The 16,476-nt window shown below is 70.4% G+C and carries 14 protein-coding genes, 1 pseudogene and 1 CRISPR repeat array; of the genes and pseudogenes, 9 read left to right on the forward strand and 6 right to left on the reverse strand.

Annotation, left to right across the window (positions count from 1 at the left end):
• Positions 1 to 8 precede the first annotated feature (8 nt).
• Positions 9 to 1,232 (reverse strand): SGNH/GDSL hydrolase family protein, encoded by a 1,224-nt coding sequence (locus AB0I28_RS23725; protein WP_357496660.1) that lies wholly within the window; start codon positions 1,230 to 1,232, stop codon positions 9 to 11.
• Positions 1,233 to 1,463: 231 nt separating this feature from the next.
• On the opposite strand from AB0I28_RS23725, the gene AB0I28_RS23730 reads away from it, so the two are divergent.
• From AB0I28_RS23730 to AB0I28_RS23745, 4 genes are read left to right on the forward strand one after another with little or no spacing between them, the layout of a single operon-like run.
• Positions 1,464 to 2,801: an integrin alpha gene (locus tag AB0I28_RS23730; RefSeq protein WP_357496661.1), complete on the forward strand. Its 1,338-nt coding sequence runs from the start codon at positions 1,464 to 1,466 to the stop codon at positions 2,799 to 2,801.
• 23 nt (positions 2,802 to 2,824) lie between these two features.
• Complete coding sequence (locus AB0I28_RS23735; protein ID WP_357496663.1) at positions 2,825 to 4,225, forward strand: integrin alpha; 1,401 nt, start codon at positions 2,825 to 2,827, stop codon at positions 4,223 to 4,225.
• Positions 4,226 to 4,238: 13 nt separating this feature from the next.
• Positions 4,239 to 5,615 (forward strand): FG-GAP repeat protein, encoded by a 1,377-nt coding sequence (locus AB0I28_RS23740; RefSeq protein WP_357496665.1) that lies wholly within the window; start codon positions 4,239 to 4,241, stop codon positions 5,613 to 5,615.
• Between the two features lie 49 nt (positions 5,616 to 5,664).
• Positions 5,665 to 6,849: an FG-GAP repeat protein gene (locus AB0I28_RS23745; RefSeq protein WP_357496709.1), complete on the forward strand. Its 1,185-nt coding sequence runs from the start codon at positions 5,665 to 5,667 to the stop codon at positions 6,847 to 6,849.
• Between the two features lie 94 nt (positions 6,850 to 6,943).
• On the opposite strand, the gene AB0I28_RS23750 is transcribed toward AB0I28_RS23745, so the two are convergent.
• Genes AB0I28_RS23750 through AB0I28_RS23765 form a run of 4 tightly spaced genes read right to left on the reverse strand, consistent with a single transcriptional unit; the run spans position 6,944 to position 9,890 of the window.
• Positions 6,944 to 7,477 carry a flavin reductase gene (locus AB0I28_RS23750; RefSeq protein WP_357496667.1) on the reverse strand — a complete coding sequence of 178 codons (534 nt, stop codon included), beginning with the start codon at positions 7,475 to 7,477 and terminating at the stop codon, positions 6,944 to 6,946.
• Between the two features lie 56 nt (positions 7,478 to 7,533).
• Positions 7,534 to 8,247: a hypothetical protein gene (locus AB0I28_RS23755; RefSeq protein WP_357496669.1), complete on the reverse strand. Its 714-nt coding sequence runs from the start codon at positions 8,245 to 8,247 to the stop codon at positions 7,534 to 7,536.
• Positions 8,231 to 8,836 (reverse strand): helix-turn-helix domain-containing protein, encoded by a 606-nt coding sequence (locus AB0I28_RS23760; RefSeq protein WP_357496671.1) that lies wholly within the window; start codon positions 8,834 to 8,836, stop codon positions 8,231 to 8,233. Before AB0I28_RS23760 ends, AB0I28_RS23755 begins: the two co-directional genes overlap by 17 nt.
• 49 nt (positions 8,837 to 8,885) lie before the next feature.
• A complete protein-coding gene (locus AB0I28_RS23765) occupies positions 8,886 to 9,890 on the reverse strand; it encodes a hypothetical protein (RefSeq protein WP_357496673.1) in 1,005 nt (334 codons plus the stop codon).
• Positions 9,891 to 10,089: 199 nt separating this feature from the next.
• Here AB0I28_RS23765 and AB0I28_RS23770 point away from each other — a divergent pair, with 199 nt between their 5' ends.
• Together AB0I28_RS23770 and AB0I28_RS23775 are read left to right on the forward strand one after the other, a co-directional pair.
• Positions 10,090 to 10,272, forward strand: a complete 183-nt coding sequence (locus AB0I28_RS23770) for a hypothetical protein (protein WP_357496675.1) — start codon at positions 10,090 to 10,092, stop codon at positions 10,270 to 10,272.
• 59 nt (positions 10,273 to 10,331) lie between these two features.
• Positions 10,332 to 11,912, forward strand: coding sequence for a Na+/H+ antiporter (locus AB0I28_RS23775; protein WP_357496677.1), 1,581 nt, complete (start codon positions 10,332 to 10,334; stop codon positions 11,910 to 11,912).
• A gap of 435 nt (positions 11,913 to 12,347) precedes the next feature.
• On the opposite strand, the gene AB0I28_RS23780 is transcribed toward AB0I28_RS23775, so the two are convergent.
• Positions 12,348 to 12,578: a hypothetical protein gene (locus AB0I28_RS23780; protein WP_357496679.1), complete on the reverse strand. Its 231-nt coding sequence runs from the start codon at positions 12,576 to 12,578 to the stop codon at positions 12,348 to 12,350.
• Between the two features lie 230 nt (positions 12,579 to 12,808).
• Between AB0I28_RS23780 and AB0I28_RS23785 the strand changes: the two are divergent.
• The 3 genes and pseudogenes from AB0I28_RS23785 to AB0I28_RS23795 form a co-directional block, all read left to right on the forward strand.
• Positions 12,809 to 13,042: pseudogene (locus AB0I28_RS23785) on the forward strand (DJ-1/PfpI family protein); the annotation flags it as partial.
• 163 nt (positions 13,043 to 13,205) lie between these two features.
• Positions 13,206 to 13,439, forward strand: coding sequence for a helix-turn-helix domain-containing protein (locus AB0I28_RS23790; protein ID WP_357496711.1), 234 nt, complete (start codon positions 13,206 to 13,208; stop codon positions 13,437 to 13,439).
• Positions 13,440 to 13,617: 178 nt separating this feature from the next.
• On the forward strand, positions 13,618 to 14,040 hold the full coding sequence (locus AB0I28_RS23795; protein ID WP_357496681.1) for a hypothetical protein: 423 nt from the start codon (positions 13,618 to 13,620) through the stop codon (positions 14,038 to 14,040).
• A gap of 676 nt (positions 14,041 to 14,716) precedes the next feature.
• A CRISPR array of direct repeats spans positions 14,717 to 16,418; the repeat unit is 37 nt; unit sequence GCTGCGCCCGTGCTTCGCCACGGGCGAGGATCGCAAC.
• Positions 16,419 to 16,476: the final 58 nt, after the last annotated feature.

Below are 16,476 nucleotides of genomic sequence, written 5' to 3' on the forward strand. Positions count from 1 at the left end.
GCGCCGCCCTACAGGCTCGCCAGGTCGATCGCGTCGGCCATCGCGGCCAAACCGGCGTCGTTGGGGTGGAGCCCGTCGTTCGTGGCGTACTCCTCGCGCATGTGGTCCTTGTCCGGTTCGGCGAGGACGGCGTCGAAGTCCACCACCGCGTCGTACTCGCCGCTGTGCCGGATCCAGTCGTTGACGGCGTCGCGGGTCTCCTCGCCCTTCTCGGTGTAGTAGAAGGAACCGGCGATCGGGGTGATGGTCGCCCCGACGACCCGCACGCCCGCGGCGTGGGCCGCGGCGATGAGCGCCCGGTGGCCGGCGATGACCGTCTCGGGCTCCAGCGGGAGATCGAACATGCCCGCCAGGCCGATGTCGTTGACGCCCTCGCAGATCACGACGGTCCGCACGCCCGGCAGGTCGAGCACGTCGCGCTGGAAGCGGTGCAGCGCCGACTCTCCGCCGGTGAGGTTGTCGTTGAGCAGCTCGTTCCCACCGATCCCGGTGTTGAGCACCCCGTAGGGAAGGCCCGCGTCGACCAGGCGCTCGGCGAGGCGGTCGGGATAGCGGCGGTCGGCGCCGACGGTCGAGCCGTACCCGTCGGTGATGGAATCCCCGAGGGTCACCACCGAGGCCGAGGAGCGGCCGGAAACGTCGACGCGCGTGAGGAAGTAGGACGCGTGATTCGTGGCGGTGAAGGCGGTCGCGCGCGGGTCGAAACGGCGGTCGCCCCCGGCCAGATACGAGGTGTCGCCGGAGAACTCGTGGTAGGTCGCCGGACCGGTCGGGCCACTGAAGTAGAGCGTGACACTGAGTCGTTCGAGCGCCCCGACGCGCAGGAAGGCCGCGTCACTGGTGTGCTCGGCGCCGGCCGGCACCGTCGTGGACAGACGGTGCCCGAAAGTCAACGGCCGCAACGATCCGGGACGGACCTCACCGGGCGCGGCGGGCTTCCCGACGGTCGCGCCGCTCAACCGCAGCGGACCCGTGCCGTAGAGGTTCGACACGGTGATCCGCAGCGAGTCGCCACCCCGGCTGACCCGCAACTCCTGCCGCAGCGACTGTCCGTCGAAGCCCGCCAGGGACCAGTTGGGATCCTGCCACGGCTCACCCGAGGGCTCCTGCATCGCCCGCGCCCACGTCGCCGACCACGAGCGGCCGTGCGCCGAAGCCGGTGCCGCGGTGAGCACGAACGAGATGGTGACGAGAAGTGCGAACAGCGACCGAAACAGGGTTTTCGTCGTCATAGCAGGAGGTTAGGGCCTCCCGCCGACATTCGCTGTCCCGTGCGCTCGGGGCGGGGCGCCGAAAACCGTCCACGCCAGGAACACGACGGCTCCCGCCTCGCACCCACGAGACCCACAAGACAAGCCCTGGTCGCCCGCCCAAACCCACCCGACCAGCCGAGCCCGCACCGACGCCCACGCGGCTAGAGTTACGCCGCTGTTCACTTTCATTGCCCGTGAAAGGTGCCCGAATTGCGCTCGCCCGCGCGCGCCCTCGGCGTGTTCATCGCCGCAGCGGCCGTCCTCGTCATCCCCGCCCAGTCCGCTCACGCCGGTGAGCACCGGCCCGACGCGATCCACGACTTCGACTGCGACGGCATCACCGACACCGTCTACGACAGCGCCTTCGCCGACGTCGGCGACGTGCCCGAGGCCGGCAGCGTCTACATCGACTACAGCGACGGAGGCTCGGTCGACATCGACCAGGCCAGCCCCGGCATCCCCGGCACACCGGAGAAGTGGGACATGTTCGGCTGGACCCACACGTCCTTCGACGACGACGGCGACGGCTGCGACGAACTCGTCGTCGGCGCACCCGGCGAGAACGACCACGCCGGCATGGTCTTCGTCATCCCCGGATCCCCGACCGGCCTGCGCACCGCCGGAACCGTCGCCTACAACAAGAACTCGCCCGGAGTCCCCCGCACCGCCAAGGCCGGCGACGACTTCGCCTGGACCCTCTCGGCGGGCCGCACGGTCTCCAGCGGCTCCTACCTGATCGTCGGCGCCCCGAACGAAACCGTGCGCGGCCGCACCGAGGCCGGAGCCGTCTACTACCTGCGCGGCGGCACATGGCGCGTCGTCGACCAGGACACGCCCGGCGTCACCGGTGCACCCGAGATCTTCGGGAACTACGGCCTCGCGCTCGCCTCGTCGGACCGCCACTTCGCCGTCGGCGCCTGGCAAAGCGGCGAAGGCGGCACCGTCACCGTCTTCAACCACACCATTGTGGACGGCGCCCCCGACCCCCTGACCACCGTCACCCAGGACACCGCCGGGATCTCCGGAACCGCCGAATACGACGACAAGTTCGGCTTCGCGGTCTCCGTCATCTCCTACCGCCCGAGCGCCTCGGCGCCCATCGGCGCGCTCGTCGCCGTCGGCGTCCCCGGCGAAGACCTCGACGGCCGCGAAGACGCCGGCATGGCCCACATCCTCGCCGTCACACCGGCCGGGAAGGTCACCGAGGTCGCCGACGTCCAGCAGAACACCGCCGGCGTCACAGGCACCGCCGAGACCGGCGACGAGTTCGGCGGCGACGTGGTCCTCGGCGTCCGCGACGGCGCCGCCACCGCCACGCCCACCACCGCGATCCTCGCCACCACCGCCTACCGGGAGATCACCGACGGAGAGCACCTGGGCGCCGTTCAGGTCTTCGGCTCGATCCGCTCACCCGGCGACGGCGACGCGTGGCTCCCCAACGGCAGCGGCCCCTGGAGCAGCCTCGCGACCACCGGAACCGGTCTCGTCCTCGGCATGTGGGGCCAGTTCAACGACCGGGAACTCCCCTGGCACTCGATCCTCGCCTGAGTCCACCTCCCTCTAGGAAACCCATGAAACGCAAGGCATCCGCCGTCGCGGCCACCCTCCTGACCGCCGGCGCACTCGCCCTCGTTCCGGCCGCTCCGGCCGTCGCCGGGGACTTCCACGTGGACGTCGCCGACGACTTCGACTGCGACGGGATCCGCGACAGCGTCCACGGCCGTGACTACGAGACCGCCGGCGGCGCCAAATGGGCCGGCGCGGTCTACGTCACCTACAGCACCACCGGCGTCGAGAAGAAGTACACCCAGGCCAGTGCCGGGATCCCCGGCACCGCCGAGGAATACGACCGCTTCGGCACGACCACCGCCTCCTACGACCGCAACGGCGACGGCTGCGACGACCTCGTCGTCTCCGCGCCCGGAGAGGCCATCGGCGGCGACGACGACGCCGGATCGATCGTGATCATCCCGGGTTCCCGCGGCGGCCTGAACACCGCCAAGACCGCGTCGTACACACAGGACTCGCCCGGTGTGCCCGGCTCACCGGAGGAGTACGACGCCTTCGGCTCGACGCTCGCCGCCGGCACCACCTCCTCCGGCAAGCCCTACCTGCTCGTCGGCGCGCCCAACGAGAGCCTCGACGACGCCGAGGAAGGCGTCGTCTACTACTTCCGCGACAACGTCTGGCGCACCATCAGCCAGGACTCGGCGGGCGTCCCCGGATCGGCGGAGAACTACGACCGCTTCGGCGAGACCCTCGCCGTCTCCGACCGCTACTTCGTGATCGGCGTGCCGATGGAGAGGCTCGGCGACGACGTGGACGCCGGAACGGTCCACGTCTTCAGCCACACCATCGTCAACGGCGTCCCCGAGCACCTCGCCGCCGTCAACCAGGACACCGCCGGGATCTCCGGCTCCGCCGAGGAAGGCGACCGCTTCGGCACCGCGGTATCGGTGACCTCGTACCGATCCAGCTCCACGGCCGCGATCAGCGCGCTCGTCGCCGTCGGCGTCCCCGACGAGGCGCTCGTCGACAACACCCGCGAGCGCGCCGGAACCGCCCACCTCGTCAACGTCACCGAGTCGGGGAAGGTCACCCAGCTCGCCGAGCTGAACCAGGGCACCGCCGGCATCCCCGGAAGTCCCGGCTACGCCGACGAACTCGGCGACGAGGTGCTGGTCGCCAACCGCGGCAGCGGTTCGGTGGCCACGCCGTCGACGGCCGTATGGGCCGTCGTCGTCCCGTGGGAGCCGAACCCGGGCGGTGAACCCGGCGACGGCGTTCCCGTCATCCACCTCACCCGCGCCGACAACTCCCCCGGTGAGGGCGATGTCCTGCTCACCGAGGCCGACTTCCACGGCGCCGCCTACCTCGCCGGCGGACGCCTCGACGCGTCGGCGAAGAACCTCTACGTCGACTACTGGGGCTCGCTCGCCGAGCGCCCCTGGGCCGAACTCCCCGCGACCTGATCGGACGAGACACTTGCCACGCAGCACATCCGCGATCGCTGCGGCCCTCATGGCCGCCGGGTTCCTCTTCCTTCCCTCGTCACCGGCCGCCGCCGGGCAGTTCCACGGCGCCGGAGCCGTCGACGACTTCAACTGCGACGGCGTCCGCGACGAGGTCTTCCTCGCCGCCCACTACGACGTGGGCTCCGTCGAGCGGGCCGGTGTGATCATCATCGGCTTCGGCACCGATAGCGAGCTGGTCATCAGCCAGAACACGCCGGGCATCCCCGGAAGCGCCGAGACCGACGACGGATTCGGCCGGACCTACGCCAGCGCCGACTTCAACGGCGACGGCTGCGACGAGCTGATCGTCGGCTCACCCGGCGAGGACAAGCAGGCCGGGATGGTCACCATCATCGAGGGCTCGCCCGCCGGTCCGGTGCCGTCGCGATCGGTCGCCTACACCCAGAACACCGCCGGTGTACCCGGTGATTCGGAGCCTTCCGACGGGTTCGGCGCGACACTGTCCGCGGGCGCCATCAGTTCCGGGCAGGCCTACCTGCTCGTCGGCGCCCCCGGTGAGTCGCTCGGCGCGAAGAAGTACGCCGGATCGGTGTACTACCTGCGCGGCGGCAAGTGGCGCGCCTTCCACCAGGACACCCCCGGCATCGCCGGCACGGCCGAGCACATGGACCACTTCGGAGAGTCGCTCTCGGGCTCCGACCGCTTCTTCGCCGTCGGCGCACCGGGCGAGACCATCTCCGGTGAGGACCACGCCGGTCAGGTCCACGTGTTCAGTCACACCATTGTGGACGGTGTGCCGCGCCCGCTGGCCGCGATCACGCAGGACTCCACGGGCATCTCCGGCTCCGCGGAGTACGGGGACGGGTTCGGCATCGACGTGTCCGTCGTGTCCTACCAGCCGACCGCGAGCGCCCCGATCGGCGCGCTCGTCGCCGTCGGCGTTCCCAACGAGGTCCTGGGATCCGACGACGCCGCCGGCATGGCGCACGTCCTCGCCGTCACGCCGACCGGGAAGGTCACCGAGGTGTCGGACATCAACCAGGACACCTCCGGCGTCGCCGACTCCACACAGGACGACGACCACTTCGGCTACGCCGTCGCGCTGGCGGTCAACGGATCCGGCGCCACCGCCACGCCGTCGACCGCGCTGCTCGCGGTCGGCGTTCCCACCGAGGCCCTGGCCGATGACATCACCGGTGCGCTGCACGTCTTCCGGGACATGGTCTCGCCTGGCAACGGCGACATCTGGGCGCCGAACGACACCAACTGGTTCGACGGGTACTGGCAGCTGAACACGACGTCGACCAGCCTGATCCACGGCGAATACGACGGCAACCCGAGCTGGGAGATTCCCTGGTCGCAGATCCTCGGGGGACAGGTCTCTTGAGACGCACCACTTCCACGATCGCGGCGACGCGCGCGGAGCCGGGGCGGTCATCGTCTACCCCAGTTCCAACGGCGAGCAGGTCCTCAGCCAGAACACCCCCGGCGTCCCGGGATCGGCCGAGACCGGCGACTTCTTCGGCAGGACCTACGCCAGCGCCGACTTCAACGGCGACGGCTGCGATGAGCTGATCGTGGGCTCGCCCGGCGAGGACGACGAGGCCGGGATGGTCACGATCATCAACGGCTCCCCGGCCGGTCTCGTTCCGTCCCAGTCGGTGGCCTACACCCAGAACACGCCGGGCGTGCCCGGCGGATCGGAGCGCCTGGACCGGTTCGGCGACTCCCTCGCCGCCGGCGCGACCGCGTCGGGCCAGGCCTACCTGCTCGTCGGCTCGCCCGGCGAGGCTCTCGGTTCCCGCGCCGGCGCCGGTTCGGTCCACTACCTGCGCGGCGACAAGTGGCGGACCTTCCACCAGGACACCCCCGGTGTCGCGGGCGCGGCCGAGAGGTCGGACGGCTTCGGCGGCGCCCTTGCCTCCTCCGAGCGCTACTTCGTCGTCGGCGCCTCGCGCGAGACGCTGTCGGGCGACTGGGCGGCCGGTCAGGTGCACGTCTTCAGCCACACCATTGTGGACGGTGTCCCCGACCCGCTCGCGACGATCAGCCAGGACAGCGCGGGCGTGTCCGGCACCGCCGAGTTCAACGACTACTTCGGCGAGTCGGTGTCGATCGTGTCCTACCGCCCGTCGGCGACCGCCGCCATCGGCGCGCTGGTGGCCGTCGGATCGCCCGGTGAGGCCCTCGGCGCCGACGAGGAGGCCGGGATGGCGCACGTCCTCGCGGTGACCCCGAGCGGAAAGTTCAGCGAGGTCGCCGACATCAACCAGGACACCACCGACGTCGCCGACTCCACTCAGGAAGACGACGCCTTCGGCACCGAACTGGTCTTCGGCGTCGCCGACGGCGGGCCCGTCGCGACCCCGTCGACGGCCGTCCTCGTGGTCTCCGCGCTCTGGGAGGACTCCACCGACGACGACTGGGGCGGCGCGATCCACGTGTTCACCGACGTCCGCAAGCCGGGCCGCGGCGACCTGCTGTTCAAGGGCGACGGCGACGGCCCGTTCCAGGGTTCCACCTTCGTCGACACCCTCGGCGCCACCGCGGGTCACCTGCACGTCGGGTACGACGGCGACTACACCACGACGATCCCCTGGCCGGCCGTCCTCGGCGGCTGACCGAATCCGCACGGCAAGCGGCCCGCTGACCGGTCAGCGGGCCGCTTTCCCTTGTCGGGAAGTCTTTCGGGCGCCGCGTCCGGCGGTCGCGGAACTACCCGCCGCCCACGGTCCGGTAGCGCCCGCGCACGTAGGCGAGCAGGTCATCGGTGTCCGACGACGCGGTGACCTCGTCGATGACGGCCGTCACCAGGTCGTTCCAGCCCACCCGGCGGCGGTCCACCACGGTCACCACCGCGACCCCGGCCGCGCCGGCCAGAACCGGCCCCACCGGTCCCTCGGTCCACTCGCCGGTGCGGAACACGCCGCCCGGTGAGGGATGCAGCCCCGCGAACACGTCCGCGACCGTCCGGTGCTCCCAGCGCAGCACGTTGACCACCGCCCGGCCGTCGTCCCCGAGCGCCTCCGCCAGGTCGCTGTCCGGGTCGAGCAGCGCGCACACCGAGGACGGTTCCCCGGCCGCCACGACCATCGAGGAGACCGTCAGCCCGGTGGTGCCCGAGGTCCACACCGTCACCGGCGCGACGAGGCGGCCGCGCAGCCGCCGGGCGGGATCGCGGGCGCCCTCCGGCGCGGCGAACGGATGGTCCGGGTGAATCGCCGCCCCCGGCTCAGGTGTAGTGCTCACGGCACCACCGTACGGTGGTGCCGAGACGTGGGGGACCTGTACCGGCAGGGCACGACTCAGCCGGCGACGGTGACCGTCGACCACCATGCCGTCCACCGGCGTTCGAGGTCGGCGAAGCCGGTCTCGTCGAAGCCGTAGGCGTTGAGCAGGACCATCGAGCCGCCGGCGGGCCGCTCGGCGGTGAGCGGCTGGGAGGCGAGCACGAGGAGGCTGTCGTCGTGCTCGGCGACGGTGAGGAAGACCTGATGGTCGGTGCGGTCCCAGATGGTTCCGGACCATTCGTCGCCGGTGGTCAGGGCCGCCTTGTAGGCGCTACCTGCGGGCTGCGTCGCGGCCTCGCCGAGGCCGAGGAGTTCGGCGGCGGGCCGGTCGGTGGCGCCGGCCATGAAGAGCGTGCGGCGCTCGGCGAGGTCGTGGCGCTCGATGCCGAAGCGCAACTGCCGCAGGAAGGTGTGCCAGCCCTCGGTGATGTCGTCGTAGTAGGCGTCCCACTCCGGCTGGGCGCCGCGCGGCGAGCGGGTCAGCCGCACGATCGTGCTGTCGCCGGCGGGGTGGAGGCTGAAGGTCTCCAGCCCGAGCCGCAGGGTGTGGCGCTCGGCGTCCTCGGTGAAGTCCGAGGCGTAGATGTGGGCGACCTCCTCGTCGAGGCCGTCGTAGTGCCAGCCGTGCCAGCGTTTGATCAGTTCCGGGTCCCGCAGGGCCGGCCAGATCGTCGCCGGCGGCGCGGCGACGGTGACCTCCACGACGGGCGGTTCAGGTTCGCTGTCCATCGTCTTCTCCCGTTCGCGGCGCGGGGTGGCCGGCGCCGATCAGCCGGTACGGTCGCCCGCCCGGGGTGTGGAAGGTCGCGGTGACCTCGGCGACGGCTTCGGCGAGGGCCTCGGCGAAGCGGTGGACGTCGTCGGGGGAGGCGAAGGCGAGCTCGGTTTCGAGCGTGAAGGTCAGCAGCCGCTTCCCCTGCCGCTGGCTTGCCGTCTGCATGCGGGCGACCTCGCGGACCGTGCGCGAGGCGATCGCCAAGAGGTGCTCGGAGGCGTGCCGATGGCTCTCGTCGGCCGACGAGAGCACTTCCCCGCCGGCGGTTTCGAGGACGCCCGGGTCCACCACGAAGGCGTCGGCGACGGTGCGCAAGACCCGTTCGAGCCGCCCCCGCCGGGGTCGCTCCTCGACCAGCTCCAGCAGCCCGAGGTCTTCGAGCTGGCGCAGGTGGTAGCCCAGACGCTGTCGCGGCATGTCCAGCTCGGCGGCGAGCTCAGGCGCCGACGCGGGAGTGCGCAGGCGGGCCAGGAGCGTCCGCCGCAGCGGGCTGAGCGCGCGCCGCAGGCGGTCGGGTTCGTCGACGAGATCGTGGGTCGGCACCGCATCAGGTTGCACTGGACAAGAAAAGTTGTCAAGTCGCCCCCGCGACCTAGGCGCCCTCGGCCGCCGTCGCCCGCCGCGGCACGGCGAGCATGAAGACGACGGTGCCCACCACGGACCAGGCGACCAGTACCAGCAGCGACATCGTGACGGCGTTGCCGTCGAAGTACGCGATCGACCGCGAGGTCCACGTCCCCGCGCCCGGCGGGAGGAAGGGGCCGATGGCCCGCCACAGCGGCGGCAGCATCGGCAGCGGGAAGGCCCCGCCGGCGCTGGGATTGCCGGCGATCACGATGAGCAGCACCGCCAAGCCGATGCCGACGACGCCGGTCAGGGCCTCAAGCGCCAGGGTGATCATCCCGACGGCGAAGACCGTCAGCGCGCCCAGTCCCCAAAAGGACATGAACGAGCCGGGAAGCGCGCCCAGAAGCGGCCCCACGACGAGGGTCCCGAGCAACCCGCCGGCGATGGAGTAGGCCGCCATCGCGCCGGTCCGGATCACGGCACGCCGCCGGTTGGCGGGCTTCGAGCCGGCACTGATCGCCAGGATCGAGGCGCACAGATAGCCGCCGACGCACCACCCCACGGCCAGGTAGAACGAGGACAGCCCGTCGAAGTCCTTGTCCTGAGGCGCCGGAGCCACGTCCTCCACCACCAGCCGTCGCCCCTCCTGCTCGGCCACTCCGCCGACGATCCGCTCAAGCGCCGCCGCCAGCGCGGTCCCGCTCCCGGTGGCGACGAGCAGGGTGTCCTCATCCCCCGAGGAGTCGACGATCAGCGCGCCATAGGTCCGGCGATGCATGATGTCGGCCCGAACCCCCTCCTCGCTGTCGCCGACCCGCACATCGAGGGGGTCGCCGGGCAGGGCGTCAAGGGTCGCCGCCAGTTCCCCGCTCCCGGCGGCGAAGAGCCCGAACGGCACCCTCGACGGCTTCGGGGCGTGCAGCGCCCCCACGTAAGAAGCGATGAAGAGGACCTGCAGAACCAGCACGCCCACCACCAGGAGCACGGCCCGCACCGTGACCGCGTCCTTCACCTCAGCACCGAAGCTCATACGACCGAACGTAGTGTCCCGATCACTCTGCGGGCCGGTTATGGGGAGTAGAGGCGACCGGAACGTGAGGCCGTGCCGGTCGCGCCAGGCCCGGTCGGTGTTGTGAGCCGTGTGCCGCCTTGGCTCTTCACCGGCCATCTATCATCGCGCTGACTACTCTGAGTGGCGGGAAACTCGCCATGTGAAGGTTCGGGGTGTCATGCCCGAAGGGTGCTGGTCGCCGTGCGCGCCGCCCCGCTCGTCAACGCCGCCCTCGCCGGCCAGGCCATGCCGCGTCCGCCCCGCGATCGACACCGTGCTCGACTTCGGCGAGTCGGTCCGGGCCGCCGAGCGCCTGCGCGACCACCGCACCGAAGGCGAGATCGTGCTGCGCGTCGTGTGACCGGCGAGCGCCCATCGACCGCGTAACGGCCCGTGCCCGCTGGCGTCGAGAGGAGTGACATGCTCGGTCTGGAACTCGTGGTGGTCCTGAGCGTGGCACTGCTGGTGTGCCACACGCTGGGCGACAGGCTGCGCGTCGCCCCGCCCGTCCTGCTCCTGGCGTTCGGCGTCGGCCTCGGTTTCATTCCCGCCTTCGCGTCGGTGGACCTCCCGCCCGAGACGATGCTGCTGCTGTTCCTGCCCGCCCTGCTCTACTGGGAGAGCCTGACCACGTCACTGCGGGAAATCCGCCGAGACCTGCGCGGCATCATCCTGATGAGCACCGTCCTGGTCATCCTCACCGCCGCCGCTGTCGCCGCCATCGCGCACGCATTCGGCATCCCCTGGGGACCGGCATGGGTGCTGGGAGCGGCCGTCGCGCCCACCGACGCCACCGCCGTCGGCGTCCTCGCGCGATCCCTGCCTCGCCGCAACGTCACCCTCCTGCGCGCCGAGAGCCTCATCAACGACGGCACCGCCCTGGTCGTCTACGGCCTGGCCGTGGGCATCACCGTCGGCGAGGAGAAGTTCGACCTTCCCCACGTCAGCTGGCTGTTCGTCCTCTCCTACGTCGGCGGCGCGCTCGCCGGAGCCCTCACCGCCTGGGTCGGCACGCTGGTTCGCAGGCGCATCGACGCGCCGATCCCGGGCAACGTCGCGATGATCGCCATCCCCTTCGCCGCCTACCTCCTCGCCGAGACCGTCGAGGCCTCCGGGGTGCTCGCGGTCGTGGTGTGCGGTCTCATCATCAGCCAGGTCGGCCCGCGCGCCGGGCGCGCCGACACCCGTCTGCAGACCAACGCGTTCTGGTCACTGGCGACGTTCATGCTCAACGGCGCCCTGTTCGTCCTCGTCGGCCTGGAACTTCCGCCGGCGGTCGAGGGCCTGGCCAGTGTCGGCCTGGCCGACGCGCTCATCGCGGTGGTGGCCGTCTACGCCGCCGTCATCGCCTTGCGCTTCGTCTTCCAGTTCACCGCCGCCTACGCCATCCGCCTCATCGACCGCCGCCCGAAGCAGCGGGAGCTGCGCGTCGGCAACCGGGCCCGCGCGGTCAGCGCCGTCGCCGGATTCCGCGGCGCGGTGTCCCTCGCCGCCGCACTCGGTGTCCCGGTCGTCCTCACCTCCGGCGAGGCTTTCCCCGACCGTGACTTCATCATCTTCGTGACCGCCGGCGTCATCGTCTTGACCCTGGTGATCAACGGCCTCGCCCTTCCCCGCGTGCTGCGCTGGGCGAACCTCCCGCCCGATACCGCTCTGGACGAGGAACACGCCCTCGCCGAGGCCACCGCCGCCGAGGAGGCCATGGCGGCCCTGCCCGACGTCGCCGCCGAACTCGACACCGACCCGCGGGTGATCGAACAGACGCGCCGCGAATACCAGCAGCACCTCGAAGCCCTCCACGCCGATGACCCCGAAGGAAGCGACCCCGTTCGCCGCAGGGACGACTACAACGCGCTGCGCCTGGCGCTCATCGCCCGCAAACGCGCCACCGTCTTGCGCCTACGCGACGAACGCACCATCGACGACACCGTCCTGCGGCAAATCCAGACACAGCTCGACATCGAAGAGGCCAGGCTGTCGCGCCGCGACATCGTCGACTGAGGCCCCGCGAGCAGATCGCACGCGTCCTCGTCGCCGCTCTCGCCTCGCCCGCGGCCGACCACAAGACACTCCAACTCGTCGCCGAAACCGGCCCGGCCCAGGACGACCTCGAACCGCTGTTCGCCGCCCTCCAAGCCGATCTCGACGGCTCCTACGACGGCGTCCTGGACACCGACACCCTCCCCTCCCCGACGAGCCCGCCGAAGTCATGGCCGAGATCAACGCCGCGACCCACGACCGGCCAGGGGCGACCACGGTAGGCGAGGGAAGTGTCGAGGATCCGATGGCGCAATCTCTCGACGAGGCCAAGCGCCTGCGGGCCCGTCGGCGTTTCCACGGCTGCGGGCTCGAAGACGGCTCGTTGAGCCGTATCGACTCGCGGTGCGCGGCACCGCCCCAAGGGCGGTGCCGCTGGGGAGCCGAGCCGGAGTCGGGTCAGAGGGTGCAGTGCGCGGGATTCTGTGGGGAGGTGAGGTAGGTGTTGGAGATGAAGCCGACGTGGTTGTTGGCGTGGTTGAGAACCAGGTCCCAGACGCCGCCCCACGGTGTCGTCGACCCGGGCAGGTAGCAGAGGTCGGCCACGTCATCGCCGGGGTCGGCCACACCCTGGTTGCAGGTGGCGGCCGGACACTGGAACAGCGACGCCGTCGGGATCGTGACCTGCACGCCCCTTCCCGCGTTCGCACAGGACTGCGTCGTTAGCGGGCCGGCGAGGTAGAGGTTGGAGATGAACCCGACGTGGCCGTTGGCGTGGTTGAGAACCAGGTTCCACTGGCCGCCCCACGGTGTGGTCGAACCGGGGAAGCGGTGTCAGGCTCAGCGGCGCCGGGGTCGAGCTATGCCGTCTGACGCCGCCGCACACGCTCGACGAGCTGGTCGCCGCCGACACGGTCATCGTGCCCGGCGGCTCAACGGAGCTGAGAGTGTCGCCGGAAGTCGCCGACGCGCTCCGCGCCGCGCACGACCGGGGAGCCAGGATCGCCTCGATCTGCAGTGGCGCGTTCGTTCTCGCTGCCGCCGGTCTTCTCGACGGCCGGAGGGCGACGACGCACTGGGCCGCGGCCGAGTTGCTCGCCGACTGGTTCCCGCAGGTCGAGGTGGACCCGAACGTGCTGTTCGTCGACCACGGCGACGTGCTCACTTCGGCCGGCGCGGCGACCGGGCTCGACATGTGCCTGCACATGGTGCGAACCGACTTCGGCTCGGCCGTGGCCGCCGACACCGCACGGCACATCGTGATCGCACCCCAACGCGAAGGCGATCAGGCGCAGTTCATCGTCCACCCCGAGCCGCGTGGCGGCGGATCGGTGGCTGCTGCGGCAGCGCGTCCACCGTGCGCAAGAGCTACTCGAGACCACCGTCCTGTCGATCGAGGAGATCGCCGCACAGTGCGGCTTCGGTACCTCGACCAACCTGCGGCAGCACTTCGCGAGCCTTGTGCACACCTCACCGCAGGCTTACCGACGTGCGTTCCGGGTCCCGGACGGTCGAGGTTCGGCGCCTCGGTTCCCCGCCGAATCGGACTAGGCGGGCTCCACGCCGACGCCGCTGAGACCCGACGGCCGGGTCGACCTCGCCGATGGGAACCGGCCCTGGTCAAGATTGGCTCAAGATTTTCGTGCCGTCTCCATCCGATAGTGGTGGCTGTTCCGGAAACCGCGCGTTCGGCCTCATCCGAGGGCGTCGCCACCTCGCAAGGAGACACATGATTCGCCAACGCCTCATCGCCATGGCCGCCCTCCTGCTCGCGTCCGTCGGCCTGATCCTCGCGGGAGCCTCCCCCGCTCAAGCGGCGGACACCTGGGAGGTGGACTACGCGGTCGATGTCAACTGGTCGGACACTCCCAAGGAGTGCCAGTCCAACACCTACGTCAGCGGATGCGTCCAGGCGTACGGCGACATGCTGTGGGTCAAGGACAACGAGAAGGACGGACACCGCGTCACGCTCGAGTGGTCTGACCCGTCCGGTGACCGCGCCGGCCAGTGCGTCAACACTCTCGGTGCCGACCGGGCCTGGACGGCCTGCAACAAGGACTTCACCGAAGGCCACATCATCTACTGGTCGCTGAAGTACACCGACAGTGCCGGCGTCAGCCGAACCCTGGGGGGCTTCAGCACTTACGTCTAGTGCGGTGACGCCGATAGGTTCGCCGGTGGGGTCAGGCTGCGGCGGGGTGTGTTCGTGGTCGTGGTCCGCCCCGCTTCGGTCCACACCGGCCGCGCGTTTGAGGCGGCGGCACTCCTCGCCCCACAGCCCCGCCGGCAGATCATGGTCTCCTATGGCGCACGGAATCCCAGGCCTAAATCGGATACTAACTACCAAACCAGTACTAAACGATACTCGATACCGCCCGCAAGACCACCCCAGGTATGCTCATCCGCGCGCGTGCCTCGGCATGCGCGGGCCTCTAGCTCAATGGCAGAGCTGCGGACTTTTAAGTGCGACGCAGGCCGCGGGGTTGCCGGCAACCTTTGCGAAAGCACGCGGCACAGAACCATTTGCACATCACTTGACCTGCTGTTGCGCTGAGTTCGCAGGTCGCGGTTTCGTTGATACAGCGTCCGGCTCAGTTTGGGCCTGCTCGCGAATCGCTCGACAGTTCCAGCTGGGCTGAGATCGTTGGATGCGCTGTGGGCACGAACCAGCCGCGACCCGCCCCTTTGCCGAAGGCACTTCGGAACCCCAAGTGGACACGCGACACGCGGAGGGTTCTCAACCTTCGAAGGTTGTGAAACTAGTCAATATGGACAGTGGTGCAGACTTGTCATGCACTTGAACTGAGCTCCGGCCCAGTTCAGCAACCGCTGCGCCCGTGCTTCGCCACGGGCGAGGATCGCAACGTCATCTGCGCCGTCATCGCCCTCGCCGCATGGCCGCTGCGCCCGTGCTTCGCCACGGGCGAGGATCGCAACCAGAATTGCGAGAATACCCAACTCTTAGCCGTCCAGCTGCGCCCGTGCTTCGCCACGGGCGAGGATCGCAACTGTTCCCAGAGAATAGGTGCGGCCCCCCGGTCGAGCTGCGCCCGTGCTTCGCCACGGGCGAGGATCGCAACTACGGACCGCCCCCACAACAAGGAGACACAAGTGAGCTGCGCCCGTGCTTCGCCACGGGCGAGGATCGCAACATGTGAAGGAGTGCGCCGCATGAACCAAAATCGGCTGAGCTGCGCCCGTGCTTCGCCACGGGCGAGGATCGCAACTCGATCCGGGACACCGGTTCCAACTGTTCGAGCCTCGCTGCGCCCGTGCTTCGCCACGGGCGAGGATCGCAACGCGTCGGCGAGGCCCTCGCCGGGCGTCAGGCCGGTGCTGCGCCCGTGCTTCGCCACGGGCGAGGATCGCAACGGGTCGTAGGGTGGGGGCGTCCCCGCCTGGTAGGAGCTGCGCCCGTGCTTCGCCACGGGCGAGGATCGCAACGGCTGAAGGGTGAGGGGCAGTTGCGGGCACGTCGTGGCTGCGCCCGTGCTTCGCCACGGGCGAGGATCGCAACGTGTCCTCCACGGGGTCAGTCGACTTCCGGAAGCACGCTGCGCCCGTGCTTCGCCACGGGCGAGGATCGCAACTGCTTTCGCGCCCACTTGACGTAGTCGGCGTAGGCCGCTGCGCCCGTGCTTCGCCACGGGCGAGGATCGCAACCGTGGATATCACGGCCTGCCGTGCGCCCGGGTTCCCGCTGCGCCCGTGCTTCGCCACGGGCGAGGATCGCAACAACGCCTGCCGTCCAGTGCTGGTTCTCGGGGCCGTGCTGCGCCCGTGCTTCGCCACGGGCGAGGATCGCAACCCTCGTGTGGCCGGTCAGGTCGACGGGAGCTTCCAGCTGCGCCCGTGCTTCGCCACGGGCGAGGATCGCAACCAGCGTGCTGTTGAGGGTGTCGGGGGCAGTCAGTAGCCTCGCCCGTGCTTCGCCACGGGCGAGGATCGCAACTGATTGGTTGACGCGGCGCCCTAGGGCATAGCCCGGCTGCGCCCGTGCTTCGCCACGGGCGAGGATCGCAACAAGTCCGCCGTCAACTGGTTGATCTCCGCTTGGAGCTGCGCCCGTGCTTCGCCACGGGCGAGGATCGCAACGGGGAGCAACCGCTGGAGGTGTCGGCGAACCGTTGGCTGCGCCCGTGCTTCGCCACGGGCGAGGATCGCAACCCTGGAGGCCGCCCGGTCCAGCACTTCGCGGATCCCGCTGCGCCCGTGCTTCGCCACGGGCGAGGATCGCAACGTAGGCGGCGACGGCCGCAGCGGCCTTGCGGCGGAGCTGCGCCCGTGCTTCGCCACGGGCGAGGATCGCAACGTTGAGCTCGGCGTCCGACAGGGCGCCGAGTGGGCGCTGCGCCCGTGCTTCGCCACGGGCGAGGATCGCAACGTGCGCAGCACCGACGCGCTGTACCTGCTGTCGGAGGCTGCGCCCGTGCTTCGCCACGGGCGAGGATCGCAACGGCGACGAGGCCGACGAACATGACGTTGGCGTCGTGGCTGCGCCCGTGCTTCGCCACGGGCGAGGATCGCAACGGCGACGAGGCCGACGAACATGACGTTGGCGTCGTGGCTGCGCCCGTGCTTCGCCACG

The sequence above is a fragment of the Phytomonospora sp. NPDC050363 genome (assembly GCF_040655735.1).
Taxonomy (GTDB): Bacteria; Actinomycetota; Actinomycetes; order Mycobacteriales; family Micromonosporaceae; genus Phytomonospora.

Excerpts from the sequence above, each read along its gene's own strand:
- AB0I28_RS23725 (WP_357496660.1), bottom strand. The coding sequence starts at position 1,232 with ATGACGACGAAAACCCTGTTTCGGTCGCTGTTCGCACTTCTCGTCACC.
- AB0I28_RS23735 (WP_357496663.1), top strand. The coding sequence starts at position 2,825 with ATGAAACGCAAGGCATCCGCCGTCGCGGCCACCCTCCTGACCGCCGGC.
- AB0I28_RS23755 (WP_357496669.1), bottom strand. The coding sequence starts at position 8,247 with ATGGACAGCGAACCTGAACCGCCCGTCGTGGAGGTCACCGTCGCCGCG.
- AB0I28_RS23765 (WP_357496673.1), bottom strand. The coding sequence starts at position 9,890 with ATGAGCTTCGGTGCTGAGGTGAAGGACGCGGTCACGGTGCGGGCCGTG.
- AB0I28_RS23770 (WP_357496675.1), top strand. The coding sequence starts at position 10,090 with ATGCCCGAAGGGTGCTGGTCGCCGTGCGCGCCGCCCCGCTCGTCAACG.
- AB0I28_RS23775 (WP_357496677.1), top strand. The coding sequence starts at position 10,332 with ATGCTCGGTCTGGAACTCGTGGTGGTCCTGAGCGTGGCACTGCTGGTG.
- AB0I28_RS23795 (WP_357496681.1), top strand. The coding sequence starts at position 13,618 with ATGATTCGCCAACGCCTCATCGCCATGGCCGCCCTCCTGCTCGCGTCC.